This window comes from Pseudonocardia endophytica, from assembly GCF_004339565.1.
Lineage (GTDB): Bacteria > Actinomycetota > Actinomycetes > Mycobacteriales > Pseudonocardiaceae > Pseudonocardia > Pseudonocardia endophytica.
The window spans coordinates 2,709,714-2,734,463 of record NZ_SMFZ01000002.1 but is presented as its reverse complement, the minus strand read 5'-3'; the positions used below and the strand labels follow the sequence as shown (position 1 = coordinate 2,734,463).

Genomic DNA, 24,750 nt, shown 5'->3' with positions numbered 1-24,750 from the left:
GCACGCCACACCCGTCGTACGGTCGGTGGGTGATCACCGGGATCCTCACCCCACCGATGCTCCGGGCGGCGGCGACATGCAGATGAGCCCCCGGGCCGTGTCCGGGATCGACTCCCCGATCGGCGCGGCGAAGGCGTTGCTGGCGCGGTGGCCCGGCGGCGGGACGCTGCTCGACCTCTCCCAGGCCGCTCCCCCGTGGCCAGCACCCGCCGAGATCGTCGACCACGTCCGTGACGTCGCGCGCGAGGACCGGCTGTCCGGCTACACGCCGGTGCCAGGGATCCCGAAGCTGCGCTCCGCCGTCGCCGACGAGCTGAGCCGCGACTACGCGGGAGCCGTCGAGCCGGGCGACGTGGTCGTCACGGCGGGCTGCAACCAGGCGTTCTGCGTGGTCGCCGCCGCACTGACGACGCCGGGCGACGAGGTGGTCACGCCGCTGCCGTACTACTTCAACCACGACATGTGGTTGCGCATGAACGGCGTCCGGCCGGTGTACCTGGAGCCGGGGGACGACCTCGTCCCGCGCGCGTCCGACGCCGCGGCCCTGATCACCGAGCGGACCCGCGCGATCTCGCTGGTCACACCCGGGAACCCGAGCGGCGTGACGATCCCGCCGGAGGTGATCGCGGAGTTCGCCGAACTCGCCGCGCGGTACGACGTCGCGCTCGTGCTGGACGAGACGTACCGCTCGTTCCGCGACACCGACGCCCCGCCGCACGCCCTGTTCGCCGACCCGGCGTGGCGACGGACGGTGGTGTCGCTGCACTCGTTCTCCAAGGACCTGGCGATCCCCGGCTACCGGGTCGGCGCCGTGGTCGCGTCGCCGGAGCTCGGGCGCGAGGTGCTGAAGGTGATGGACTGCGTGGCGATCTGCTCGCCGCAGATCGGGCAGGAGGCCGCGTGGGCCGGGCTGACCGGGGCGCGGGCGTGGCGCGCCGACCGGGCTGCGGAGATCGCCCGCCGCCGCGCGGCGTTCGCCGAGGTGATGGCGGACCGGCCCGGCGGGTTCGAGATGCTCGCGCTCGGCGGGTTCTTCGCGTGGGTGCGCCACCCGTTCGACGACCGGCCCACCCCGGAGGTCGTCGAGGACCTGCTGCTCACGCACGACACGCTCGTCATCCCCGGCACGGCGTTCCTCCCCGACGACCGGCGCACGATGCGGATCAGTGTGTCCAATGCGGACTCGCCCGCGATCGCGCTGCTCGCCGACCGGTTGCGCGCGATCGGCACCCGGAGCACCCACGGGATACGTTGATCGCGTGACGTACTTCCGCAGGGAGGTCTCCGACGGCACGGAGACGCTGGTCCCGGAACCGCGGGCCCGCAGCGGCTGGGGCGGCCGGGGGCAGATCCGCGGGACGGCCGTCAGCGGCGTGCTGGCCAGGGCGGCCGAGAGGGTCGCCGCGGCCCTGGACGACGCGGACGCGTTCCGCCCGGTCCGCTGGACGGTGGACCTGTTCCGGCCCGCCGCACTCGCGCCCACGAACTCCGCGGCGACGGTGGTGCGCTCCGGGCGCCGCATCCGGCTCGTCGACGCCACGCTCACGCAGGACGGCGTCGCCGTGGCACGCGGAACGGCACTGCTGCTCCGGACCGGCGGCGGCGCCGGCACCGGCCGGGTCTGGGCCGCCCCCGATGAGGACCCGCCGGAGGTCCCCGACCTGGAGCCGGGCGAGGAGGCGATGCTCTACTTCAGCGACGGCGTCGGGTGGAGCGCCGAGATGCCCGAGCACCAGAACGGTGCTCGCAAGCGGACGTGGCACCTGCCGGAGGCCCTCGTCGACGGCGAGAAGCCGAGCCCGTTCGTCCGGGTCGCGACGGTCGCGGACTCCTCGAACCTGGTCGGCAGCTGGGGCAGTGCCGGCATCGAGTTCATCAACCCCGACCTGACGCTGACGCTGACCCGGCTACCGGATGCCGACGGCGGCATCGGGCTCGTCGCCGAGGAGCGGCGGGAGGACGACGGCATCGCCGTCCTGCGCACGTCGGTCGTCGACCGGTGGGGCCCGGTCGGCAGCGTGCTGATGTCCACGCTCGCGAACGGCGCGGCCGCCGTCGACTTCGGACGGTCCTGACCGCTAGACCGGGACCGGCTCACCCCCACGCAGCGACGCCTTGTACCGGTCCGGCGACACCAGTGCGGCGACGATCGTGATCAGCACCATCGCCGACATGTAGACCGCGATCCAGTCGTAGCCGCCGGTGGCGTCCAGCAGCGCCGTCGCGATCACCGGGGCCAGTCCGCCCGCGAACACGCTCGCGCCCTGGGCGCCGATCGACGCGCCGCTGTAGCGCACCTCCGGCTCGAACAGCTCGGAGAACCAGGCCGGCTGCGGCGCGTACACGGCGCTGTTGCCGATGTTCACCGCGATCACCGTGGCCAGGATGATCCACGGCAGCGACCGGGTGTCGAGAGCCCAGAAGTACGGCCAGCTCATCAGCAGCAGGACGATCGAGCCCCACAGCACCACCGGCCGTCGTCCGAACCGGTCGCAGGCGTAGCCGTAGAGCGGCATGCTGACCAGCCCGAGCGCGGACGCGACGATCACCGCGATGAGCAGGTCGGCGCGTTGCATGCCGAGCGCCACCGTGCCGTAGGTGAGCACGAACGTCGTGTGGATGTAGAACGTGCTGTTCTCGGCGAACCGCAGGCCCGCCGCCCGCAGAACGTTGCCCGGCTGGCGCCGCAGCACGGCGAGCACCGGCTGGCGTTCGATCTTTCCCGCCTGTTTCGCGCGCTCGAACACCGGCGACTCGGCCACCTTCAGCCGGATCACGATCCCGACCGCGACCAGCACGATCGACGCCAGGAACGGCACCCGCCAGCCCCAGGCGAGGAACGCCTCGTCGGACATCACGGCGGACATCACGAGCAGCGACAGGTTCGCGGTCAGCATGCCGGCGGGCACGCCGGTCTGCGGGAAGCTGCCGAACAGCCCTCGTCGGTGCGGCGGCGCGAACTCGACGGCCATCGTCGCGGCCGCGCCCCACTCCCCGCCGAGGCCGATGCCCTGCACGATCCGCAGCAGCACCAGCAGGATCGGCGCGAGTACCCCGATCGTCTCGAAGGTGGGCATCAGACCGACCAGGAACGTGCCGCCGCCCATCATCACGACCGACAGAACGAGCATCGACTTGCGGCCGATGCGGTCGCCGAAGTGCGCGAAGATCACCCCGCCGAACGGCCGGGCGACGAAGCCGACACCGAACGTCGAGAGCGCGAGCAGCGTGCCGGTCAGCGGGTTCTCGGTCGGGAAGAACAGCTTGTTGAACACGAGCGCGGCGGCCGCGCCGTAGACGAAGAAGTCGAACCACTCGATGGAGGTGCCGATCAGGGTCGCGAACGCGACCCGTCGCGTCTCCTTCGCCGTCGGTGCGGTCGGTGCTGGATGCGCCATCGGATCCCCCCGGCCTCCCGCGTCGGTGCGGGTGTCCTTCGATCGTGTGACGCGAAATCGTACGTACCGGACGCCCACATCACCAGAGTCGTTCGGGGACAGCAGGAACGATCAGGCCACCCGCACGACGGCGCCGCGGCAGCCGTCCTGCTCGCGCCGGTCGGGCTGCCGACTCCCGAATGACCGGGGATTCCCTGGTTTCGGGACAATGTCGGCGACCGGGACGGTGTGCGCGTGCCATGATCGGCACGTCGGTGCCCGCCGGCGGGAAGAGGTGACGGTGCGGCCGGAGAAGCGACGTGAGGTCATCCTCGCCAGAGCCAGGGCGGTGGGGCGGGTCGACGTGGTCCCGCTGTCCGACGAGCTGGAGGTGACCACCGACACCGTTCGCCGCGACCTGCAGGCGCTCGAGAGCCACGGGCTGCTCCGGCGCACGCAGGGCGGCGCCTACCCGGTCGAGACGACGGCGTACGAGAGCAGCATGGACCGCCGCTCCCAGACGAACGTGCCGATGAAGCGCCGGATCGCGGCCGAGGCGGTGGCGTGGCTGCAGGACGCCGAGTCGGTGTTCGTCGACGAGGGCTTCACCCCGTTGCTGATCGCCGAGGAGCTGCTCCGGCTGGAACGGCCGTTGGTGATCGTGACGGCGTCGGTGCCGGTGATCTCGCTCGTCTCGGAGAACCCGCAGGTCACCCCGATGCTGCTGGGCGGGCAGGTGCGCGGACGCACGATGGGCGCGGTCGGGCCGTGGACGACCCGGACGCTCGAGCGGCTCGTGATCGACGTGGCCTACCTGGGCGCCAACGGGGTCTCCGCGGACTACGGCATGACGACGCCGGACCCCGCGGTCGCGGCCGTCAAGGCGCAGGCCGTGGCGTCGTCGCGGCGGCGCGTGTTCATCGGGACGCACACGAAGTTCGGCGTCTCCAGCTTCCACAAGTTCGCCGACGTCCGGGACTTCGAGGTGCTGGTCACCGACAGTGCGCTGTCCTCCGCGGAGGCCGACCGGTACGCCGCCAACGGCGGACCGAAGGTGGTCCGGGTCTAGCTAGCCTTCGCCTTCGACGACGGCGGCCAGCCCGTCCAGGGAGGCCCGCAGCGTGTCCGCGGTCGTCGCCCTGGCCCGCTCGAAGCGGGTCTCGTCGGTCAGGTGCGTCCAGTCATAGGTGTGCGCGACCCGGGTGAGCCCCGGCCCGAGCGGCTCGAGCTCCCAGCGCCACAGGTGGCCGGGTGGACGGCCGCCCGGCTCGGCCGGCGTCCAGGCGATCCGGCGGCCCTCCTCGAACTCCACGACGTGGTTCTCCCGCACCGCGCCCATCGTGAGCGTCGTGGAGAACACAGCGCCGACGGCGTGGACACGTTGTCCCGCAGCGGCGTCGGCGAGGTTGTCGTTGCCGTCCCATGCGGGCTGCCCTGCCGGGTCGGCGATCTGCTCGAAGATCGTCGCAGGGTCGGCGGCGATCTCCCGCTCCACGCGGACGACCGTCGGCACATCGTGCGGTGTCATGCCCCCATCGAAGCAGCCTTGCGAGGTTCGTACGGAGGCGCGGCCCGGCCGAGGTGCAGCGACCGCCGCCGCGTGATCCGAATGTCGCCGTGCGTCAGAACGGCGGCGTATCGCCCGGTTCGGCATCGTCGTCCCGGCAGTCGAGACGCGGCTCGGCGTGCGTCCCGGCCGTCGGCGACGGACCGGTGAGGTCGGTGAGGTCGGTGAGGTCGGTGAGGTCGGCGGTGAGGTCGCGGTAGTCGTACGGGCGGCTGGTCGTGGTCCGTCCGCACGGGGAGATCCAGACGACGTCGCCGTTCGGGTCGTGCGGGTCGGTGATGCAGCTCCAGCCGGAGGCGTCCTTGAGCCGGTGGCAGTGCTGGCAGAAGCCGTAGAGGTTGGCCACGTCGGTGTCGCCGCCGAGGGCCCAGTCCTGGTGGTGGTCGAGATCGCGGACGCGGCGAGTGCAGCGGGGGCCGCGGCAGATCTGGTCGCGGGCACGGACGTGGTCGGCCAGCGCGGCCGGTGGGGCGTAGCGGGTGCGGCCGTGTTCGAGCAGGGTGCCGGTCGCGTCGTCGGTGAGGAGCCGGATGATGACGCTGTCGGCGGCCAGGGCACGGGCGGTGTCGGCGTCGATCGGTCCGTGTCCGACGAGTTCACCGGGCCGGTTCGATCCGGTGAGGGTGTCGATGCCGACGACGACCTGCACGAGCGGTGTGCGTCCGACGCCACCTGGGTCGGGGCGGCGGCTCAGTGCTTCGGCGACGGCGGCGGTGAGGACGTCGGGCGAGATCGTGTGCTCGGGCGGTGGCCGATCCCGAGACCCGCAACCGGCCACCTCACCGGCCGGGGCGACCGCAGTCTCGGCCCCCGCACTCCCGAACCCGGCACTCCCCGATCCTGCGCCGTCGGCGCTCTGTCCGGCGAGAGCTGCGGCGACCGCCGTCTCGAGGTCCGCGCGGTCGGTGACGGTCAACCGGCCCTGCAGGATCTCCATCGACAGGTCGAAGCGCCGCTGGTCCAGCGTCCGCGAGTCCTCCTTGCCCAACGACCGCGCCACCCGGTCCGCGACCTGCCACGCCGACTCGATCTCAGCCGCGGCCCCGTAGAACCACAGCGACGCCATGCCGTCCTCGAGGGCGCGGATCGACACTCGCCGGCCCCGGTCGGCTTCCTTGTGGCGCCGGTACTCGCCGTCCGGGTCGACTCGGGCGATCGCCCGCCGCACCCGGTCCCGGACCTGCCGCAGCGTCGCGTCGTGCGCCTTCGGTAGCACCGTCGCCTCGACCGCGCGGGCCTTGTCGTCGGGCAGGACCGCGGTCGCGCGGGCGATCGCCTCGGCGCGGCGCAGGTCGATCCGGCCGCGTTCGAGTTCGGCGAGGGTGTCTGGAAGGACGTGGGCGAACCGTCTCGCCTGCTCGATCTCGCCGAGCGCCTCCAACCGGGAGACGTTCAGGGTCAGGGCGACCTCGTCGGGCACCCAGCGCTGCGACGGGACCGCCGCGGCCGCGTCGGCCCCGGGCGGTGCCGTGATCGAGCCGTCGGGGTGCCGGTCGACGAACTCGGCCAGCATCCGCGTGCGCAGCCCCATCATCCAGCGGATCTGCCGCTCCGCGGCCTCGACCACATCGAGTACCTCGGCCCGCGACAGCACCCCTGGCATCTCGCCCGCGAACTGCATCTGCGCCGCGAGCCGCGCTCCGGGTTCCCGACGCGGGTCGACCAGCGGGCCGAGGCAGCGGGCGTCATCGCAGCACACGGCCAGGATCCCGTGCGCACAGCGGGTCGTGTCGTGCTCGACGAGGTCGGGTTCCACCTCGGCGACTGATGCGAACATGCGTTCGATACTACCGCCTTGTCAGAAATTATCCAGGATGCGCCCGGAATCGTTCGCGATCGCGAACTGCCGGGCCGGGCGAGCATCCGGACCTGCGGGTTCGCGGGGATGAGCAGGGCGGGGAACGCGGGCGGCGGAGCGAGCAGCCGGCGGGTCGAGTCCCGTTGCCACCACCGCACGCGGGGCCCGTGCCCGGAGACGATCCGATGACTTCGCCGCACGGATCGGGTCGTAGTTCCCATGACCCCTGACGAGCAGCAGATCGACGACCTCATCAGGCGCTGGGCGGCGGCCGTCCACGCGGGCGACATGGACACCCTCCTGGCCGACCACGCCGACGACATCGTCATGTTCGACGTCCCGCCCCCGGACCAGGGCGTGCGCGGCATCGACGACTACCGCACCACGTGGCCGCCGTTCTTCGAGTGGCAGGCGCAGGGTGCGTCGTTCGACATCGAGTCGCTCACCGTCCACGCGGGCGGCGACGTCGCCTACGCCTACGCGCTGGTGCGGTGCGGCACCGAGGCCGAGTTCGCGGACGAGCCGGACCGGCGTCTGCGGCTCAGCATCGGCCTGAACCGCCGCGACGGGCGGTGGACCGTCCAGCACGAGCACCATTCGTTCGTGCACCGGTGATCGTGCGACGCTGGTGACCATGGCCGACCACTCGGACGGGTATGCCACGACGATCGAGCTGACGCTGGACCGGTTCGCCCGGTACGGCGACCGTGTCGCGATCACCGTCGACGATCCGGGCTCGCGGTCGGAGTGGACGTTCCGGGACGTGCTCGACCGTGTCCACCGCGAGGCGCGCCGGCTCGACGGGCTCGGCGTACGCCGCGGCGACGTCGTCGCGATCATGGTCGGCAGCACTCCGACCGGTCTGGTGATGCGGTGGGCGGCCAACGTCGTCGGTGCCGCGTGGGTGTCGTTCGCCGACGGCTCCTCCCCGACGACCGTCGCCGCGCTGCTGCGAACGTGCTCGGCGCGCCTCCTCGTCGTCGCAGGCACGGGGCGCCGGGAGACGGCCGACCGGGCGGCGGCCGGTACCGGCGCGACCGTCGTCGACGTCGACCCCGACCCGCCCGCGGACGCCGCGCCGTTCCCCGTGCGGCTGCGGCCGGACGACCTCGCGTCGATCTCGTTGACCGGCGGCAGCACCGGCGTCCCGAAGGGTGTCCCCCGCTACGCCGCCGTCCCCGCGTACTCGTCGCCCGCCGCGCTCGCCGGCTGGAGCGACACGGTCCTGCTGGTGTGCACGCCGATCGCGCACATCGCCGGCACGCTCTCGCTCGTCACGCTCGCGGCAGGCGGGCGCGTCGTGCTGCAGGCGGAGTTCGACGCGGCCCGGGTGCTCGCCGCGATCGCCCGCGAGCGGGCCACGACGATCCAGCTGATGCCCCGCAACCTGTACCAGCTGCTCGACCATCCCGATCTCGCCACCACCGACACGTCCGGCCTGCGGCGCGTGCGGATCGGTAGCGCACCCGCGTCCGCGGACCGGCTCGGCGAGGCGCTGGAGCGGTTCGGTCCGATCGTCGGCCAGACCTACGGCAGCATCGAGGCCACGACGATCTGCTCGATCGAGCCCGACGAGCTGGCCCGTCCGGAGCTGCGCGGCACGGTCGGCAGGCCGGTCCGCGGCGTCACGGTCTCGGTGTGCGACGACGACGGCACGCCGGTCCCGGCCGGAACCACCGGCGAGGTGTGGGTGCACAGCGGTGCCGTCATGCCCGGGTACATCGGCAACCCGGAGGAGACGGCCGCCGTGCTGCGGGACGGCTGGTTCCGCACCGGCGACCTCGGGTCGCTCGACGAGCACGGCTACCTGACGCTCGTCGGACGGGCCAAGGAGGTGATCTTCGCCGAGCGCGCGCGGATCTACCCGAGCGAGGTGGAGAACTGCCTCGTCGCCCACCCCGGTGTCACGGCCGCCGGCGTGTTCGCCCGCGCGGACGGCGACGGCGTCGAGACCGCGGCCGCGGCCGTCGTGCCCCGCGCCGGCTGCGCGCCGACGGCGGACGAGCTGATCGGGTGGGTCGCCGGACACCGGGGCCCGACGGTCGCGCCGTCGGAGGTCCGGCTCGTCGCCGACCTGCCGCTGACGCCCAGTGGGAAGGTCGACCGCGCCGCTCTGGCGCGGCAGGCATCCGGGTAGCGGCCCACCCGGCGATCGGATGTCGCTCCGGATACGCTCCGTCGACACGGGTGGCGCGGCTCGCGGGGGGTGACGTGCATGGACGACGGCCGGGGTGACGGCGGACCCCTGATCCGGGAGCGCATCGACCGCCTCCGCAGGTCGGCCACGGTCGGCGACACACCGCCCGGGTCCGGGCCGGACGTCGTGACGGCGTTGACGGCCTGCATCCGCACCACCGACCGCGGCGCGGCCCGGACGCTGGCCCTCGCCTGGCTGGACTCCGCCGAGGTCGCCCTGACCGCAGGCGGTGAGCAGGGTGCGCTCGTGCTGCTCGCCCGGGTGCTCGGTGTCCCGGCGGCCTACTTCACCGACCCCGACACGACCCGCGTCGTCGACGGGGGCCTGCGGCTGGCCGCCGGAACGGCGCCCCGCGGCGTCGCGACCCGTGGACCGTGCCGGACCGGTGTCCCGTCCCGGGGAGTCGACACGGTGCGGGAGCGGCTCCTGCGCGAGCTGGAGCGGGCGGACTGAACGACGACCATGCGCCGAAGGGAGGTTCGATGTCCGCACAGGACGCACCGCGCGGCTACGCCGAGCTCGTGACGCTGGCGAGGCGCAGGTTGCGCCGCCTCGACGTGACGCCCCCGCTGGAGCCGGACGCCCTGCGCAGGGCCCTGGAGAAGGAACGGGGTACGACGATCACGGTCGTCGCGACGGACGAGCTACCTCCCGGATCGGCGTTCGCCGTCACCGGGCGCCTCGACGACCGGGAGGTCGTCCTGCACGAGGCCAGGACGACCCGCTCGCACCAGCAGCTGATCCTGCTCCACGAGTACGCCCACATGCTGCTGCGCCACCCGCCGTCGCAGACCCTGCACGCTCAGCCGGACGTCGGGGCGTTCCACGAGATCGACGCCGCGGTCGTCGCCGAGACGCTCGGGCTGGACGCCGGCCCGGCCCGGCCGGGGACGCCGCCCGCCGCGCCGCCGCGCCGGTGGTCCTCCCTGCTCCGGCGACGGCGCGGGCGACCTGCCGAACCGGTGTCCGGGCTGTACGCCGAGGCCGCCGAACAGGAGGCCGAGACGCTGGCGACGATCCTGCTCGGATGGGTACCGGGACACGCCGGACACGTCCCGGCGCGGCCCGCCGGACGGCTCGACGAGGTGCTCGGCGAAGAGGGAGCCTGGTGACGTGCCGGTCGAGATGATCGTCCTGCTGGTCCTGTACTTCCTCCTCTGGCAGGGCTACCAGCTGCGACGACGGGTGAGCAGGTTCGCCCGTGTCGCGCTGTTCGTCCACATCGCACTGTCTCTTCTGAACTCGGGCCAGGCCCGACTGGCCGACGCCGGGTTCTACGGCGATCTCGACCCCAGGGTCATGACGTTCCTGGTCGGGATGGTGCTGCTGGTCGCCGCCACGATCGGGCTGTACCTGTTCCGGCTGGCGGTCGACGGGTACACGCCGACGAGCAGGCGGTCGGTGCTGACCGTGCTCACCGGAGCGGCGGTCGTCGTCGCGATGCTGTGGCTCACGCTGAGCGCGCAGGCCGACGGGCTCCCGATCGCGGGCGGCGCGGAGGCCTACGGGCACGTCCGCGGCGCGATCGCGTTCACGCTGATCGGCTTCTACCTGGGCGGCGCGAGGGCGCTCGTCGTCGTCTGGATGTTCCGGCGCTCCCGGGAGGCCTCGCGGGACCTGCGGTTGGGCATCCGGGTGGCCGCGATCGGTCTCGTCGCCTCCGGCGGCATCTCGGTCGTCCGCGCGATCCCGCCGTTCGTCGTGCTCCTCGGCGGCCCGCTGATCTCGACGCCGTCGTTCCTGCTGGCCATGGCGCCGATCATCGCCACGCCGCTGCAGCTCGGCGGCATGTCCTACCCGCTGGTCGCGGGCCGCGTCCGGGCGGTGGCCGCATGGCGCCGCAACCGCAGGGCGTTCGCCAGGATCGAACCGCTGTGGACGCTCGCGCAGGACGCGTTCCCGCAGGTCGTGCTGCCGAACGGGGACCGGCGCAGGCCACTGTCCTACCGCCTGCGACGACGGCGCGCCGAGTGCCTCGACGCGCTGCACCTGCTCCGTGGCGACGGCACGGCCGCGCGGAACGAGGACGCGGCCGACGAGCTCCGCACCGCGGTGGCCGGTTTCGAGCGCAGCCGGCCCGACGGGGAGCGTCTCTGGACGCTCGTCGACGAGCATCGGGCGACCTCGGACACGGATCCCACCCCGGACGAGCCGCGCGACCACGAGCTGCTCGACCAGCTCTCGAGGATCGTGCGCGAGCGACGGGCCACGGCGACGAGCGCGGTGTGACCGGTGACCGTCGGTGGAGGCGCCTGCCCGGTCACGCACCCCCCTGGCGCGACCGGTGGCCGAGGCCTTCCGTACCGCCCCCGGTACCCGACGGACACCCCGTACAGGCGCCACCACCGACTGAGGGGACCGTAACAGCGAACACTCGGCAACGTCGATCGCTGTAGCGAACAATTCACGTGGTGATCGCTGAGCGGTCACGAGCTCCGGTCGTCGCGGTCCTGCAGGTACTGGTCGACCAGCGCCGCAAGCGCGACGCGGTCCGAGGCGTCGAGGCTCGCCGTGCGCTCGGCCAGTTCGACGAGCCTGCTCGACCGGTGGTGCTCCTCGAGCCGCTCGAGCTCCCCGTCGACCCGGTCCGCGACGTCCGGGTCGGTGAAGTACCCGGCGCTGATGCCGAACGCGGCAGCGAGGTACTTGACGTGCTCCATCCCGGGGTTCGTCTTGACCCCGTTGCGCAGCTCGGAGATGTAGGCCGGCGAGATGGACCCGCCCTGCTCGGTCACCCGGCGGGCGATCTCGCGGGTCGTCACCGGCTTGCCACCGGCGGGGCGCAGGACATCGAACAGCCGGTTCAGCTTCGCGGCGAACGTGTCCGGCCGTTTCGGCGACGACGTACCCGGATCCGGCGAAGCCATGATCACCTCCCACCCTCGACCACCGCCCATTGTCCCATCGGCGCGCCACCGCGGCACGAGGTGGCGCGGCCCCCGCCCTTCGGTGTCTGATGTCCGCGGAGGTGCAACCGTGGACAGGATCGGTCCGGCCGTGCTGCTGGCCGTGGTGTTCGTCTGGCTCGGCATGGTGCTGGCGATCTCGTTCCTGGAGGCGCCGCTGAAGTTCCGCGCGCCCGGCGTGACCGTCCGGCTGGGCCTCGGGATCGGGCGGATCGTGTTCCGGGCGTTGAACGCGGTCGAGCTCGTGTTCGCCGTCGTGACCGTGGCGGTGCTGGCATGGGCACCCGCCGGGGCGCCGACCGTCCTCGTGGTCGCCACCCTCGCCGTGGTGGCCGTCCAGCTCGGCCTCGTGCGACCGGTGCTGCACCGCCGGTCGGACCTCGTCCTGTCCGGCGAGGGCGAGCCGCCGCGCTCGCGGGCCCATCTCGTCTACATCGGATTCGAGGTCGCCAAGGTGGTCCTGCTGGCCGCGGCGGGCGTCACCACGCTCGTCGCGACCGCCTGACGGCCCCGGCGCGCAGCGCGACGACCGCGACGCCGCAGGCCAGCACGACGGGCTGCAGGACGACGTAGCGCTGCACGACCACCAGCTGGGCGAGGATCCAGCCGACCTGCAGAAGCCCGGCCACGACCGACGCCTCGGCGGCGTGCCCGGCGCCACGGATCTCCAGCACGGCCGCGACCGCCGTCGGGACGGCGACGACCAGGATCAGCAGCAGCCCCGGCACGGTCCACGACGCGAACCCGGTGGCGGCCAGCCAGTCGTCGGTCATCCCGATGGCGTTGTCCGCCATCAGCCCGACCCCACCACCGACCGCCGCGGCGGCCATCACGATCTCGAGGACGACGGCGGCGTTGCGACTCCGGGCCATGCACCCAGTCCACACGCCGCGGCCCGTCGCCGGCAGGGCCGAACGTCGTCGCGGACGGGACCTCCGGCCCCTCCTGCGGTCCGGCCGGTCGACGCACGCTGACGGTGTCCGCAGCAGACCCGCCGACCAGCGCCGGAGGCACCGATGACCACGACACTCGACCGCCCGGGACGCGTCCTCGTCCTGCGGGGCTCACCCGACCACGCGACGGCCGGGATCGCGGAGGCGGTCGCCGCCGAGCTCGTCGCGGCCGGGCTGCGCGTCGACGTGACGGTCCCGTCGCGCGTCGGCGGCCTGGCCGGCTACGGCGCCGTCGTGCTCGGGAGCCGGGTGCGGTTCGGGCGCTGGCACCCGTCGGTGCTCCGCTTCCTGCGCCGCCACGCCGCCGTGCTGAGCGTGCGCCCGCTGCGTCTGTTCGCCGTCGGGCACGCGTACGCGGGGCCCCTGGACGGGCCCGCGCCGGTCACGTTCCCCGACGGGGACCTCGGGGCACCACGGCGCTGGGCACGACGGCTCGCGGCGGAGCTGGCCGGGGAACCGGCGGGCCGCGAGTGACCGTGGCGTCGGACGAGGGCACCTCCCCCGCCCGGACGAGCGGAGTTCTCGCCCACCGACGCGCACCACGGGACGGGCCCGGGACCTCGCGGTCCCGGGCCCGTCCCGTTCCGTGGTGTCCGCCGCTCAGGCGGGCGCCTCGGCCGAGCCCGCCGCGCTGTCCGCGAGCACCGGCTCCGCCGCGTTCGGCGGGATGACCACGACCGGGCAGCCGGCCTTGCGCACGCACGCCCTGCCGACCGAGCCGAGGAACGTCGACCCGATCCGGGTCCGGCCGTGGCTGCCCATCACGAGCATCGCCGCGCCCTCCGAGCGGCGGACGATCTCGGCCGCCGGCTGGCCCTCGAGCAGTTCCTCCCGCACGCGCACGTCCTGCACGGCGCCGAGGAGCCCGGCGACCTCCTCCCGCAGTACCTCCCGCTCCGCGGCGCGCGCCGCCTCGATCGACTCGAACACGGCGCCCGGCGGCGAGTACAGGTACGCGGGGTCGAACACCCGTACCGCGCAGACGTCGCGCCCGGCCGTCCGCGCCTCCCGCACGGCCCAGGACAGCGCCGCCAGGCTCGGGCGCGACCCGTCGACCGCGACGACGATCTCGTTCGCACGCTTCGGTGTCACGGCGTCCATCGTTGCTCCTCCGTCCTCGGATCCCGTCCGGATCCTGCGATCCGACCGTCGCACCCGGCGCGGTGCGGTCGCTGCGGGCGAGCGACCGCCGCGCTCGGGACCTTGGTCCCGATCCGGCCGGGACCTGGTACCGGGCCGGAGGTACGGCCGTGCCGCTACGGTCGTCGGTGACCGCTACCCGAGGAGATCCGGTGACCATCTCGGTGTTCCTGCTCGACGACCACGAGATCGTCCGGCGCGGGATCGCGCAGCTCCTCGAGTCCGAGGACGACATCCGCATCGTCGGCGAGGCCGGCACCGCCGCACAGGCGCTGGCCCGGATCCCGGCCGCCCGCCCGGACGTCGCCATCCTCGACGTCCGCCTGCCGGACGGCGAGGGCGTGTCCGTCTGCCGGGACATCCGGTCCACGGTGGACCCGCCGCCGACCTGCCTGATGCTGACCTCCTTCTCCGACGACGAGGCGCTGTTCGGCGCGATCATGGCCGGCGCGTCGGGGTACCTGCTCAAGCAGGTGGCCGGCATCGACCTGGTCGGCGCCGTCCGGACGCTCGCCGCCGGTGGCTCGCTGCTCGACCCGAAGGCGACGGCACTCGTCCTGGAACGCCTGCGCCGCGGCGACGAGCCGGCCGACCCCCGCTACGAGACGCTCAGCCCGCAGGAGCGCCGGATCCTGGACCTGATCGCGGACGGCATGACGAACCGCCAGATCGGCGCGGAGCTGTTCCTGGCCGAGAAGACGATCAAGAACTACGTCAGCTCGCTGCTGCACAAGCTCGGCTACACGCGTCGCACCGAGGCCGCCGTCTACGCCTCCGAACGCCGGCGCCAGACCGGGCGCTGAGCGGGCTCAGGGCAGGGGCACCCGCCAGGCCAACCGCGTCCCGCCGGCCGGGCGCAGGACCACCTCGCACCGGCCGCCGAGGTCCTCGGCGCGGTCGGCGAGGTTGCGCAGCCCGCTGCGGCCCACGTCCGCCGGTATCCCGACCCCGTCGTCGACGATCTCCACCAGCAGGTCGTCGCCGGCGTCGACGGTCACCGTGATCGAGCGGGCGTCCGCGTGCCGGACGGCGTTGCTGACGCCCTCGCGGGCCACGGCCAGCACCTGCGACACCATGTCCGCCGGCACCACCGTGTCCACCGGGCCTGCCGTGCGCACCGACACCGGTATCCCGGACTCCGCGGTGGTGTCGTGGACGGTGTCGAGCAGGCGCCTGCGCAGCCCGGTGTCGTCCTGGGTGGCCGTGTGCAGGTCGAAGATCGAGGTCCGGATCTCGCGGACGGTCTCGTCCAGGTCGTCGACGGCCTGCTGGATCCTCTGCCGCACGTCCTCGCTCCCGCTGCGGCGCAGCGTGCTCTGCAGCTTGAGCCCGGTCGCGAACAGCCGCTGGATCACGTGGTCGTGCAGGTCGCGCGCGATCCGGTCGCGATCGGCGAGCACGTCGAGCTCGCGGCGGGTGCGGTTCTGCTCGGCCAGCTCCAGCGCGAGCGCCGCCTGCTCGGCGAACGAGTTCAGCAGCGGGATCTCGGTCGGCTGGAACGCGTCGTCGTGGGCGTCCCGGACGGCGACCAGCACCCCGATCGTGCGCTCGGCGGAGCGCAGCGGAACCGCGAGCGTGGACCCGTGCCCTCCGGTCCCCCCGTCGTCGAGGAGCGTGCGCGGCGAGTCGGCCAGCACCGGCTCCTGCCCGTCCACGACGTCGCGCAGCGGACCGTCGGCCAGCTCAGCGGAGGGCGGGGTGCGGCCGGCGGACGCGGCCACGTGGAACCGCCCGTCCCCCGTGGTCAGCGCGATCAGCGTCCCGCGGGCGCGGCCCAGCTCGAGGCAGCGGCGCGCGACCAGCATCAGGACGTCCTCGTCGCCCGCTCCGGCGAGGACCTCGTTGCGGATCTCGCCGAGCGCCTCCAACCACTGTTCCCGCAGGCGGCTCCGCTCGAAGAGGTCCGCGTTCTGGACGGCGACGCCCGCCGCCGCCGCGAGGGCCTGCAGCACCACCTCGTCGTCGGCGGTGAACTCTCCCCCACCGCGCTTCTCGGTGAGGTAGAGGTTGCCGTAGACGGCGTCGCGCACCCGGATCGGCACCCCGACGAAGCTCTTCATCGGCGGGTGGTTCGGGGGGAAGCCGACGGACGCCGGATGCGCGCTGAGGTCGGAGAGGCGCAGCGGACGCGGGTCCTCGATCAGCGTGCCCAGCAGGCCCTTCCCCTCGGGAGGGCGGCCGAGCGCGGCCCGCGCGGCGTCGTCGAGCCCCACGTCGAGGAACCGCGCGATCGACCCGTCCGGGGCGAGCACCCCGAGCGCTCCGTAGCGGGCGTCGACCAGCTCCACGGCGGACCGGACGATCTGGCGCAGCGTCGTCTCCAGCTCCAGCCCCGCCGCGACGACGAGCACGGCGTCGAGCAGGGCCTGCATCCGGCCGCGCGCGGAGACGATCTGCCCGATCCGGTCCTGGACCTCTCCGAGCAGCTCGTCCAGGCGCAGGCCGGACAGCAGACCGGACAGTCCGGCGTCGTCCTCCGGAGATCCCGTCATGCGCTCAGGTTTTCAGCGGTCCACCGGACCGGCAAGCGCTGCCCGGTCCCGTGTCGCAGGGCACTCGACCCCCACGTCCCGGGACCTTCGGACCTGGGTCCCGGAGGCGCGGGCGAGCACGCTCGACCCCCGAGACGAAGGAGTGGTCGCCGTGGAAGCATTGGGGCTCACCGCATCGCAGGTCGAAGGTGCCGTCGCCACCGCGGCGAGAGCCCCGTCGCTGCACAACAGCCAGCCGTGGCGGTTCCACGTCCGACCGGACGTGATCGAGCTGCGTGCCGACCCGGCACGGCGGCTCCCGGTCGCCGACCCGGACGGCGTGGAGATGCGCGTCGCGTGCGGCGCCGCGCTGTTCACCCTGCGGCTCGCGCTGATCGAGCTCGGGGTCCGGCCGCTCGTGTCGGTGCTGCCCGACCGCGACGACCCGGCCCTCGTCGCCGCCGTCCGGCACGGCGGCCGTCGCACCATGACGCCCGACCTGCGGCACCTGCGCGACGCCGTCGGGCACCGCCGGACGAACCGGCACCCCTTCACCGGGGCCGAGGTCGGGGCCCCCGAACAGCTCGCGCTGCGACGGGCCGCGCTCGACGAGGGCGCCTGGCTGTACCTCGTGTCGGCGCCGGAGCAGCGGGCGGCGCTCGGGCGACTCGCACGGGCGGCGCACCTGCGCCAGCTGGCGGACCCGGCGTTCACGGCCGAGCTGGCCGCGTGGACCGGCCACGACGGCGGTCGCGACGACGGCGTGCCCGCACGCGCTGGCGGCCCGGCCCCGGCGCCGAACCAGGCGTGGGTCGTGCGCGACTTCTCCGGTGGCACGGCCGCCCCGGCGACCGCGAGCGAGCCGGATCCACTGATCGGCGTGCTGAGCGTGCACACCGACGGGCCGAGGGAGGACGTCCGGGCCGGCGCGGCGATGCAGCGTGTGCTGCTGACCGCGACCGTGCACGGGCTCTCCGCCTCGTTCCTGTCCCAGCTCGTCGAGCTGCCGGACGTGCGCGAGCAGGTCCGACGGCTGCTCGGCGGCACCCGGCCACCGCGCGTCGTGATGCGGTTCGGGCACGGCGTCGCGGTGCCGGGCACGCCACGGCGCGCGACGGCCGAGATCGTCGACGACACGTGAGTGCCGGGCCGGTGGATCACCGGCCCGGCACGGACGTCTCGTAGCCCGGCGTCAGACCTCGGCCGGTGGCTCCCCCGCCGGGCGGACGATCGCCACCGGGCAGTGCGCGTGGTGCACGGTCGCCCGGCCCACCGACCCGAGCAGCAGACCGGCGACCGCGCCGCGGCCCCGCGACCCGACGACGACCAGCTGCGCGCCGTCCGACTCCCGGACCAGCGCGGCCGCGGGCGGGTCCGCGGCGAGTCGCGGGAGGACGGTCACCTCCGGGTACTTCTCCTGCCATGACGCCAGCGCGTCCGCGAGGGCGGCGGCCTCGCGGAGCTCGATCGCGGCGCGGTCCACCAGAGCCGCCAGGTCCGGATCGAAGAACGCGTCGCTCCACGCGTGCACGGCGACCAGGTCGGCGCCGCGCAGCCGGGCCTCCTCGAACGCGAACCCCAGCGCCCCGTCGCCGTCGGCCGAGCGGGGGACGCCGACGACCACCGGGCCGTCCGGCGTCGCGGATCCACGGTGGATGACGACCGGGCAGGCCGACGTCGCCGCGAGCGTCGTCGACACCGAGCCGGCGAGCAGGCCGGTGAACCCGCCCCGGCCGCGGTTGCCGACCACGAGCAGCGCGGCCCGCGCCGACTCCTCCCGCAGCACCTCGGCGGGATAGCCGCTGTGCACGTCCTGGTCGATCCGGTCGTCCGGAAGCGTCCGGGCCGCCTCGGTGCGGGCACGCGCCAGGTGCTCGGCGGCGAACCGCGGCGCGACCTCCCGCGCGGTGTCCGGCCCGAGCATCTCCGGGGCAGGCTGGTAGACCGTCCACGCCGTCACGGCAAGGAGCCGCAGGCGCAGTCCCCGGCGGCCCGCCTCCCCGGCGGCCCAACGGGCCGCGTCCAGCGCGGTGTCGGACCCGTCGACCCCGACCAGGATCGGCCACTCGGCCTGTGCGTCCATCGTCGTCTCCTCTCGACGCCGACGACGCTTCTCCGACCGCGCCGTCGGCACTGCGGTCGCACGGCCCACGCGAGGAGGTCCAGGGTCCCGAACCGGACGGGACCTCGGTCCGGGCCGTCCGGATCACTCGGCCCCTGCCCCGCCGGCGCACGCGGCGCGAGGCTCGTGCCCGACCGCCGGAGGGTCCGGCGCACCTCGCTGGAGGGGTTGATGAACCTCGATCTCGCACGGTGGCAGTTCGCCGTCATCACCGTGTACCACTTCCTCTTCGTCCCCCTCACGATCGGCCTGTCCCTGCTGGTCGCCGGCATGCAGACGGTCTGGGTGGCCACCGGGCGCGAGCACTGGCTGCGCATGACGAGGTTCTGGGGCAGGCTGTTCCTGATCAACTTCGCGATGGGTGTGGTGACCGGCATCGTGCAGGAGTTCCAGTTCGGGATGAACTGGAGCGACTACAGCCGCTTCGTCGGCGACATCTTCGGTGCCCCACTGGCGATCGAGGGACTGCTCGCGTTCTTCCTGGAGTCCACGTTCCTCGGCCTGTGGATCTTCGGATGGGACCGGCTCCCGAAGCGCGTGCACCTGGCCTGCATCTGGCTCGCCGCGATCGGAACCGTCCTGTCCGCCTACTTCATCCTGGCCGCGAACTCCTGGATGCAGCACCCCGTCGGCTCCGTCGTGAACGACGCGGCGGGCCGCGCCGAGCTCCGCGACTTCGGCGCCGTGCTGACGAACTCGACGGCCGTCGGGGCGTTCCTGCACACGATCATGGCCTGCTTCGTGACCGCCGGGATGTTCCTCCTGGCGATCAGCGCGTGGCACCTGGGCCGCCGTCGCGACGCAGAGGTGTTCCGGCCGTCGATCCGGATCGGCCTGGTCACGGTGCTGATCGCGAGCCTCGGCGTGGTCGTCACCGGCGACCTGCAGGCGCGCCTGATGACCGAGCAGCAGCCGATGAAGATGGCCGCGGCCGAGGCGCTCTACGACACGGCGGCGCCCGCGTCGTTCTCGCTGTTCACGATCGGTTCGCTGGACGGCTCGGAGGAGATCTGGAGCCTGCGCGTGCCGCGGGTGCTGTCGTTCATGGCCACCGGCTCGTTCGACGGGTCGGTGGAGGGCGTCAACCAGCTCCAGGCCGCGGCCGAGGCGCGGTACGGGCCGGGCGACTACACGCCGAACATCCCGGCGACGTACTGGACGTTCCGGCTGATGATCGGGTTCGGGCTGCTGGCCGCGCTGATCGCGGTGGCCGGGCTGTGGTTCACGCGGCGACGGGCGAGGCGCGACGTCCCGCGCTGGTTCTGGATCGTCGCCATGGTCGGCCTGGTGCTCCCGTTCGCCGCGAACAGCGTCGGGTGGATCTTCACAGAGATGGGCCGCCAGCCGTGGCTGGTGTTCGGCACCCTGCGCACCGCCGACGGGGTCTCGCCGTCGGTCGGGGCCGGGACGGTGCTCACCTCGTTCGTCGTGCTCACCGTGCTCTACGGGGTGCTCGCCGTGGTGAACGGCGTGCTGATGGTGCGCTACGCGGCCGCGGGGGCACCGCCCGTCGACCCCGACGCACTCGATCCCGACGACACCCCACGGCCGCTCGCCGTGTCCTACTAGGAGTGTCCACGATGTCCCTCAACGACGTGTGGTTCCTGCTCATCGCCGTGCTCTGGACCGGGTACTTCGTCCTGGACGGCTTCGACTTCGGCGTCGGCATGCTGCTGCCTGCCGTCGCCCGCGACGAGACCGACCGCCGTGTCGCGCTCGGGACGATCGGCCCGGTATGGGACGGCAACGAGGTGTGGCTGATCGTCGCGGGCGGGGCCACGTTCGCCGCGTTCCCGGAGTGGTACGCGAGCCTGTTCTCCGGGTTCTACCTGGCGCTGCTGCTGGTGCTCGTCGCGCTGATCCTGCGCGGCATCGCTCTCGAGTACCGCAACAAGATCGACGACGGCCGGTGGCGACGGGTGTGGGACCGGATCCTGGTCGGGTCGTCGGTCGCGCCCGCCCTGCTGTTCGGCGTCGCGTTCGCGAACCTGGCGCGCGGCGTGCCGCTGGACGCCGACCACGAGTACACCGGCACGCTGCTGACGCTGCTCAACCCGTACGCGCTGCTCGGCGGCGTCACGCTCGTCGCCCTGTTCGCGCTGCACGGGGCGGTGTTCCTGGCCCTCAAGACGTCCGGCGACGTCCGGGTCCGCGCGCGGACCGCCGCCATCCGGGCGGGCGTGGCCGTGGTCCCGCTCGGCGGCGCGTTCCTGCTGTGGACGGCGCTCGGCTACGGGCCGTCGTGGCTCCTCGTCCCGGTCGTGATCGCCGCCGCGGCCCTGGTGGTCGCAACCGTGCTGGCCGGCCGCGACCGCGACGGGTGGGCGTTCACCGCGACGGTCGCCGCGATCGTGGCGGTCGTCGTGACGCTGTTCGGCTCGCTCTACCCGGACGTCATGCCGTCCAGCACGGACCCGGCCCACAGCCTGACCGTCACGAACGCCGCGTCCACGCCGTACACGCTGACGATCATGACCTGGGTGGCGGCGGTGTTCACGCCGATCGTGCTGGCCTACCAAGCCTGGACGTTCTGGGTGTTCCGCAGGCGACTCGACCGCTCGACGGTGGGCACCGAGGTCGGGCTGCCCCCGCGACGGACGGAGGCCACGGCGCGATGAGGCCCCTCGACCCCCGCCTGCTCCGGGAGGCGGCCGCCGCGCGGCGGTTCGTCGTGCTCGGCGCCGGCATCGCCGTCGTCGCGGCGGTGCTGGTGCTGGTGCAGGCCGAGCTCCTGTCCCGCCTGGTCGCCGAGGGGTTCCTCGGTGGCGCGGGGCTCGCGGCGCTCGCGCCGGCGCTGGCGGGGGTCGCGGCGGTGACGCTCGGACGCGCCGGGCTCGTCTGGGCCGGGGAGGCGGCGGCCCACCGGGCGGGCGCCGACGTGGTGCGACGGCTGCGGCGCACGCTCGTCGACCGCGTCCTGCGACTCGGCCCGCAGCACCCCGACCTGCCGTCCACGGCGGAGGTCACCACCGTCGCCACCCGCGGGCTCGACGACGTCGCCGGGTACTTCGGGCGGTACCTGCCCGCACTGCTCGTCGCCGCCGTTGTGCCGGTGGTGGTCGGGGTCCGCATCCTGACCGCGGACTGGCTGTCCGGCGTGATCGTCGGCGCCACCGTGCCGCTGATCCCGGTGTTCGCGATCCTCGTCGGCCTGCACACCGAGCGCAGCACGCGACGGCAGTGGCGGGCGCTGGCCGTGCTCGGGCACCACTTCCTCGACCTGCTGTCCGGGTTGGACACGCTCGTCGCGTTCGGCAGGGCCCGCCGCCAGGGTGGGCGGCTCCGGGCGCTCGCCGAGGCGCACCGGCGGGCGACGATGCGCACGCTGCGCGTCGCGTTCCTGTCCGCGCTCGTGCTCGAGCTGGTCGCGACGCTGTCGGTCGCGCTCGTCGCCGTGTCGATCGGCCTGCGGCTCGTCGACGGCCGGTTGGACCTGGCCACCGGGCTGCTCGTCCTGCTGCTCGCGCCGGAGGTGTACCTGCCGCTGCGTGCCGTCGGCGCCCGGTTCCACGACGCCGCGGCGGGCGCCGCGGCCGTCGACGACGCGCTCGCGGTGATCGACCTGCCGGTGCCCGCCCGCGGCGGGGATCCTGCACCGGACCCGGCAGGCGAGACGATCCGGTTGCGCGGCATCCGGATCGACGGCCGCTCCGGACCGGTCCTTGACGGGCTGGACCTCGACATCGCGCCCGGGACGCTGCTCGGCGTCGAGGGCCGGAGCGGTGCGGGCAAGACGACGCTGCTCGACGTGATCACCGGGCTCCGGACGCCGGACGCCGGGTCGATCCGGGTCGGCGGCGTTGACCTGTCCGACATCGACCGCGACGCGTGGCTCGGCCGGGTCGCGCGGGTGTACCAGCGGCCGGTGCTGCTGGCCGGGACGGTGGCCGACAACCTTCTGCTCGGCTCGCCGGGCGCGGGCGTCCAGCAACTCGGACGGGCGGCCGAGCTGGCCGGGCTCGACGTCTCGCTCGACACACCGGTCGGCGAGGACGGGGCCGGGCTGTCGACCGGCCAGAGGCGACGGGTCGCGCTCGCCAGGGCCCTGGTCGCCGACCGTCCGCTGCTCCTGCTCGACGAGCCCACCGAGGGCGTCGACGCGGAGACCGAGGTGGACATCGCGCAGGCGTTGGGGCGCATCGCCATGGGCCGCACCGTGGTCGTGGTCAGCCACCGGCCGGAGCTCCTCGCCCGGTGCGACCGGGTGCTGACGGTGCTCCCGCCGGCACGACACGTCCGCGCGGTCGACGGGCTCGTGCCGATGCCCGCCGCGCGCACGGCGGCGACCCCGACCACGGGCGTCCCCGCCCCGGCGGCACGAGCCGATGCGCCGGCCGGAGCGGTCGCGGTGCCTGCCGTCGCGGACGACCCGTCCCTCACCGCACCCGCCGCGTGGTGGTCCTCGCTCGTGGCGCCCGGGCAGAGGTGGCGCCTGCCGCTCGCGCTGGTCCTCGGCAGCGCCGCGCTCGGCTCCGGGGTGGCGCTGACCGCGACGTCGGCGTGGTTGATCTCGGCGGCCGCGCTGCAGCCTCCGGTGCTGACGCTGATGGTCGCGATCGTGGCGGTCCGCGCGTTCGGACTCGGCAAGGGCGTGCTGCGCTACGCCGAGCGCCTGGTCTCGCACGATGCGGCGTTGCGCGCCGGGAGCGCGGAGCGGGCCCGTATCTGGGCCCGGCTCGTCGCGCTCGGGCCCGCCGCGTCGGCCCGCCTGCGCCGCGGCGACCTGCTGGCCCGGCTGGTCTCGGACGCCGACGCGCCGCAGGACCTCCTCGTCCGGAGCCTGCTCCCCGCCGCGTCCGCGGTGGTCGTGGGAGCCGCCACGACGGTCGGCCTGGCTCTGCTCCGTCCCGCCGCCGGTCTGGCGCTGGCGTGCGGGCTCTGCATCGCCGGGATCGCCGCGCCGGCGCTCGCCGCAGCGACCGCCCGCCGGACCGAACGCCGGAGCGCCGCGCTGCGTGGCGACGTCACCTCCCGCACGGTCGAGCTGCTCTCGGCCGCACCGGAGCTGCTCGTGCTGGGCGCGGCCGAGCGCTACCGCGACGCGCTGGCCGAGGTCGACGACCGGCTCGCCCGGGTGCGCCGCCGGTCGGCGCTGGCGGTCGGGGCCGGTCAGGCGCTGGCCACGGCCGGTCTGGGTGCCGCGACCGTCGCCTGCGCCGCCGCCGGGCTCGTCGCACTGCGGGCGGGCACGTTGCCCGGCCCGGCACTCGCCGTGCTGGTGCTGACCCCGCTCGCGCTGGCCGAGGTCGTGGCCGGCCTGCCCGACGCCGCGGTGCGCCTGCTGTCCGTCCGGCCTGCGCTGCAACGCCTCCGCGCGCTGGACAGGGTGGAACCCGCCGTCGCGGACCGGCCGCTCGCCGCCCGCGTCGACCCGCCGCACGAGCTCCGGGCCCGCGACCTCGCCGTGCGCTGGCCGGGCGCGGGCACCGACGCCGTCCACGGCCTCGACCTGGACCTGCGTGGCAACCGGGTCGCGCTCGTCGGACCGTCGGGCAGCGGGAAGTCCAGCGTGGTCGCGACGATGCTGCGCACGCTGGATCCGGCGGGCGGTCGTCTGGAGGCCGACGGGCGCGGCGTCACCACCGTGGCCGCGGACGACGTACGCGCCGGCATCGCCTGGTGCGGGCCGTGGACCCACCTGTTCGACAGCACGCTGCGGGCCAACCTCGCCCTCGCCCGGCCGGACGCGTCCGACGAGGAGATGGTCGCCGTCCTGCGCCGCGCCCGTCTCGGTGCCTGGTTCGACGGGCTGCCGCACGGCCTGGACACGCCGCTCGGCGAGCACGGCGGCGCCGTCTCCGGCGGGGAGCGCCAGCGCCTCGGCGTGACCCGTGCCCTGCTGGCGGACCGCCCGGTGCTCGTGCTCGACGAACCGACCGCCCACCTCGACCCGGCCACCGCCGACAGCCTGTCCGCCGAGCTCATCGCCGCCACGGAGGGACGCACGGCACTGCTGGTCACGCACCGTCCCGAGCATCTGCCCGGCCTCGACCCGGTCCGGCTCGGGAGGGAGCGCGACCCCGTTCTGTCGGCCTGATCCGGACGGGGCGAGCGCTGCCCGGCCGCGGTGTGCGGCGGGCTCGACACACCGGCGCGTCCCGATCGACGGTAACGCGGTGAGCCGTCCCGCCGATCTCGAAGCACCGTCGACGTCGACGTCGGGGGCGACGCCGCGGTGGGAAGTCCGGACAAAGCACGTAGCGGGTGAGTCGTTCGTGG

23 protein-coding genes are annotated in these 24,750 nt (G+C 74.1%); 15 read left to right on the top strand and 8 right to left on the bottom strand.

Going from position 1 to position 24,750, the window contains the following annotated elements; all coding sequences use genetic code 11:
- Positions 1-82: 82 nt before the first annotated feature.
- Complete coding sequence (locus EV378_RS31505) at positions 83-1,255, top strand: aminotransferase (RefSeq protein ID WP_243653853.1); 1,173 nt, start codon at positions 83-85, stop codon at positions 1,253-1,255.
- A gap of 4 nt (positions 1,256-1,259) precedes the next feature.
- Positions 1,260-2,075 carry an acyl-CoA thioesterase domain-containing protein gene (locus EV378_RS31500; protein ID WP_165922573.1) on the top strand — a complete coding sequence of 272 codons (816 nt, stop codon included), beginning with the start codon at positions 1,260-1,262 and terminating at the stop codon, positions 2,073-2,075.
- A gap of 3 nt (positions 2,076-2,078) precedes the next feature.
- Here the strand turns inward: EV378_RS31500 and EV378_RS31495 are convergent, their stop codons facing one another.
- Entirely contained in the window at positions 2,079-3,398 is a 1,320-nt protein-coding gene (locus tag EV378_RS31495; RefSeq protein WP_132431157.1) for an MFS transporter, read from the bottom strand.
- Positions 3,399-3,678: 280 nt separating this feature from the next.
- On the opposite strand from EV378_RS31495, the gene EV378_RS31490 reads away from it, so the two are divergent.
- Positions 3,679-4,446: a DeoR/GlpR family DNA-binding transcription regulator gene (locus EV378_RS31490; protein ID WP_165922572.1), complete on the top strand. Its 768-nt coding sequence runs from the start codon at positions 3,679-3,681 to the stop codon at positions 4,444-4,446.
- Here the strand turns inward: EV378_RS31490 and EV378_RS31485 are convergent, their stop codons facing one another.
- Together EV378_RS31485 and EV378_RS31480 are read right to left on the bottom strand one after the other, a co-directional pair.
- Entirely contained in the window at positions 4,447-4,905 is a 459-nt protein-coding gene (locus EV378_RS31485) for an SRPBCC family protein (protein WP_132431153.1), read from the bottom strand.
- A 94-nt stretch (positions 4,906-4,999) separates the two neighbouring features.
- Entirely contained in the window at positions 5,000-6,721 is a 1,722-nt protein-coding gene (locus EV378_RS31480) for an HNH endonuclease (protein WP_132431151.1), read from the bottom strand.
- Positions 6,722-6,961: 240 nt separating this feature from the next.
- On the opposite strand from EV378_RS31480, the gene EV378_RS31475 reads away from it, so the two are divergent.
- The 5 genes from EV378_RS31475 (at position 6,962) to EV378_RS31455 (ending at position 11,168) form a co-directional block, all read left to right on the top strand.
- Positions 6,962-7,357: a YybH family protein gene (locus tag EV378_RS31475; RefSeq protein WP_132431149.1), complete on the top strand. Its 396-nt coding sequence runs from the start codon at positions 6,962-6,964 to the stop codon at positions 7,355-7,357.
- Between the two features lie 19 nt (positions 7,358-7,376).
- Positions 7,377-8,879: a class I adenylate-forming enzyme family protein gene (locus tag EV378_RS31470; protein WP_132431147.1), complete on the top strand. Its 1,503-nt coding sequence runs from the start codon at positions 7,377-7,379 to the stop codon at positions 8,877-8,879.
- A gap of 78 nt (positions 8,880-8,957) precedes the next feature.
- Positions 8,958-9,392 carry a hypothetical protein gene (locus EV378_RS31465; RefSeq protein WP_132431145.1) on the top strand — a complete coding sequence of 145 codons (435 nt, stop codon included), beginning with the start codon at positions 8,958-8,960 and terminating at the stop codon, positions 9,390-9,392.
- Positions 9,393-9,421: 29 nt separating this feature from the next.
- Positions 9,422-10,051, top strand: a complete 630-nt coding sequence (locus EV378_RS31460) for a hypothetical protein (protein WP_132431143.1) — start codon at positions 9,422-9,424, stop codon at positions 10,049-10,051.
- Position 10,052: 1 nt separating this feature from the next.
- Positions 10,053-11,168, top strand: a complete 1,116-nt coding sequence (locus EV378_RS31455) for an MAB_1171c family putative transporter (protein ID WP_132431141.1) — start codon at positions 10,053-10,055, stop codon at positions 11,166-11,168.
- 197 nt (positions 11,169-11,365) lie between these two features.
- Here the strand turns inward: EV378_RS31455 and EV378_RS31450 are convergent, their stop codons facing one another.
- The gene (locus EV378_RS31450) at positions 11,366-11,806 is read right to left on the bottom strand and encodes a helix-turn-helix domain-containing protein (protein WP_132431139.1); all 441 of its coding nucleotides are present in this window, start codon (positions 11,804-11,806) and stop codon (positions 11,366-11,368) included.
- Positions 11,807-11,969: 163 nt separating this feature from the next.
- Here EV378_RS31450 and EV378_RS31445 point away from each other — a divergent pair, with 163 nt between their 5' ends.
- A complete protein-coding gene (locus tag EV378_RS31445; RefSeq protein ID WP_132432984.1) occupies positions 11,970-12,350 on the top strand; it encodes a hypothetical protein in 381 nt (126 codons plus the stop codon).
- Here EV378_RS31445 and EV378_RS31440 read toward each other — a convergent pair.
- A complete protein-coding gene (locus tag EV378_RS31440) occupies positions 12,325-12,717 on the bottom strand; it encodes a hypothetical protein (RefSeq protein ID WP_132431137.1) in 393 nt (130 codons plus the stop codon). The genes EV378_RS31445 and EV378_RS31440 overlap by 26 nt on opposite strands.
- A 144-nt stretch (positions 12,718-12,861) precedes the next feature.
- Between EV378_RS31440 and EV378_RS31435 the strand changes: the two genes are divergently transcribed.
- Positions 12,862-13,272, top strand: a complete 411-nt coding sequence (locus EV378_RS31435) for a flavodoxin domain-containing protein (protein WP_132431135.1) — start codon at positions 12,862-12,864, stop codon at positions 13,270-13,272.
- Between the two features lie 126 nt (positions 13,273-13,398).
- Here the strand turns inward: EV378_RS31435 and EV378_RS31430 are convergent, their stop codons facing one another.
- Positions 13,399-13,899, bottom strand: a complete 501-nt coding sequence (locus tag EV378_RS31430; protein WP_132431133.1) for a universal stress protein — start codon at positions 13,897-13,899, stop codon at positions 13,399-13,401.
- A 191-nt stretch (positions 13,900-14,090) separates the two neighbouring features.
- Here EV378_RS31430 and EV378_RS31425 point away from each other — a divergent pair, with 191 nt between their 5' ends.
- Positions 14,091-14,741: a response regulator gene (locus EV378_RS31425; protein WP_132431131.1), complete on the top strand. Its 651-nt coding sequence runs from the start codon at positions 14,091-14,093 to the stop codon at positions 14,739-14,741.
- 6 nt (positions 14,742-14,747) lie between these two features.
- On the opposite strand, the gene EV378_RS31420 is transcribed toward EV378_RS31425, so the two are convergent.
- Positions 14,748-16,430: a GAF domain-containing sensor histidine kinase gene (locus tag EV378_RS31420; protein ID WP_132431129.1), complete on the bottom strand. Its 1,683-nt coding sequence runs from the start codon at positions 16,428-16,430 to the stop codon at positions 14,748-14,750.
- Positions 16,431-16,581: 151 nt separating this feature from the next.
- Between EV378_RS31420 and EV378_RS31415 the strand changes: the two genes are divergently transcribed.
- Positions 16,582-17,550: an Acg family FMN-binding oxidoreductase gene (locus EV378_RS31415; protein ID WP_243653852.1), complete on the top strand. Its 969-nt coding sequence runs from the start codon at positions 16,582-16,584 to the stop codon at positions 17,548-17,550.
- 51 nt (positions 17,551-17,601) lie between these two features.
- Here the strand turns inward: EV378_RS31415 and EV378_RS31410 are convergent, their stop codons facing one another.
- Positions 17,602-18,492: a universal stress protein gene (locus tag EV378_RS31410; RefSeq protein WP_132431125.1), complete on the bottom strand. Its 891-nt coding sequence runs from the start codon at positions 18,490-18,492 to the stop codon at positions 17,602-17,604.
- A gap of 207 nt (positions 18,493-18,699) precedes the next feature.
- On the opposite strand from EV378_RS31410, the gene EV378_RS31405 reads away from it, so the two are divergent.
- Genes EV378_RS31405 through cydD form a run of 3 tightly spaced genes read left to right on the top strand, consistent with a single transcriptional unit; the run spans position 18,700 to position 24,568 of the window.
- On the top strand, positions 18,700-20,100 hold the full coding sequence (locus tag EV378_RS31405; protein ID WP_132432982.1) for a cytochrome ubiquinol oxidase subunit I: 1,401 nt from the start codon (positions 18,700-18,702) through the stop codon (positions 20,098-20,100).
- 11 nt (positions 20,101-20,111) lie between these two features.
- Complete coding sequence (cydB, locus tag EV378_RS31400; RefSeq protein ID WP_132431123.1) at positions 20,112-21,149, top strand: cytochrome d ubiquinol oxidase subunit II; 1,038 nt, start codon at positions 20,112-20,114, stop codon at positions 21,147-21,149.
- A complete protein-coding gene (gene cydD, locus EV378_RS31395; protein WP_132431121.1) occupies positions 21,146-24,568 on the top strand; it encodes a thiol reductant ABC exporter subunit CydD in 3,423 nt (1,140 codons plus the stop codon). Before cydB ends, cydD begins: the two co-directional genes overlap by 4 nt.
- Positions 24,569-24,750 lie beyond the last annotated feature (182 nt).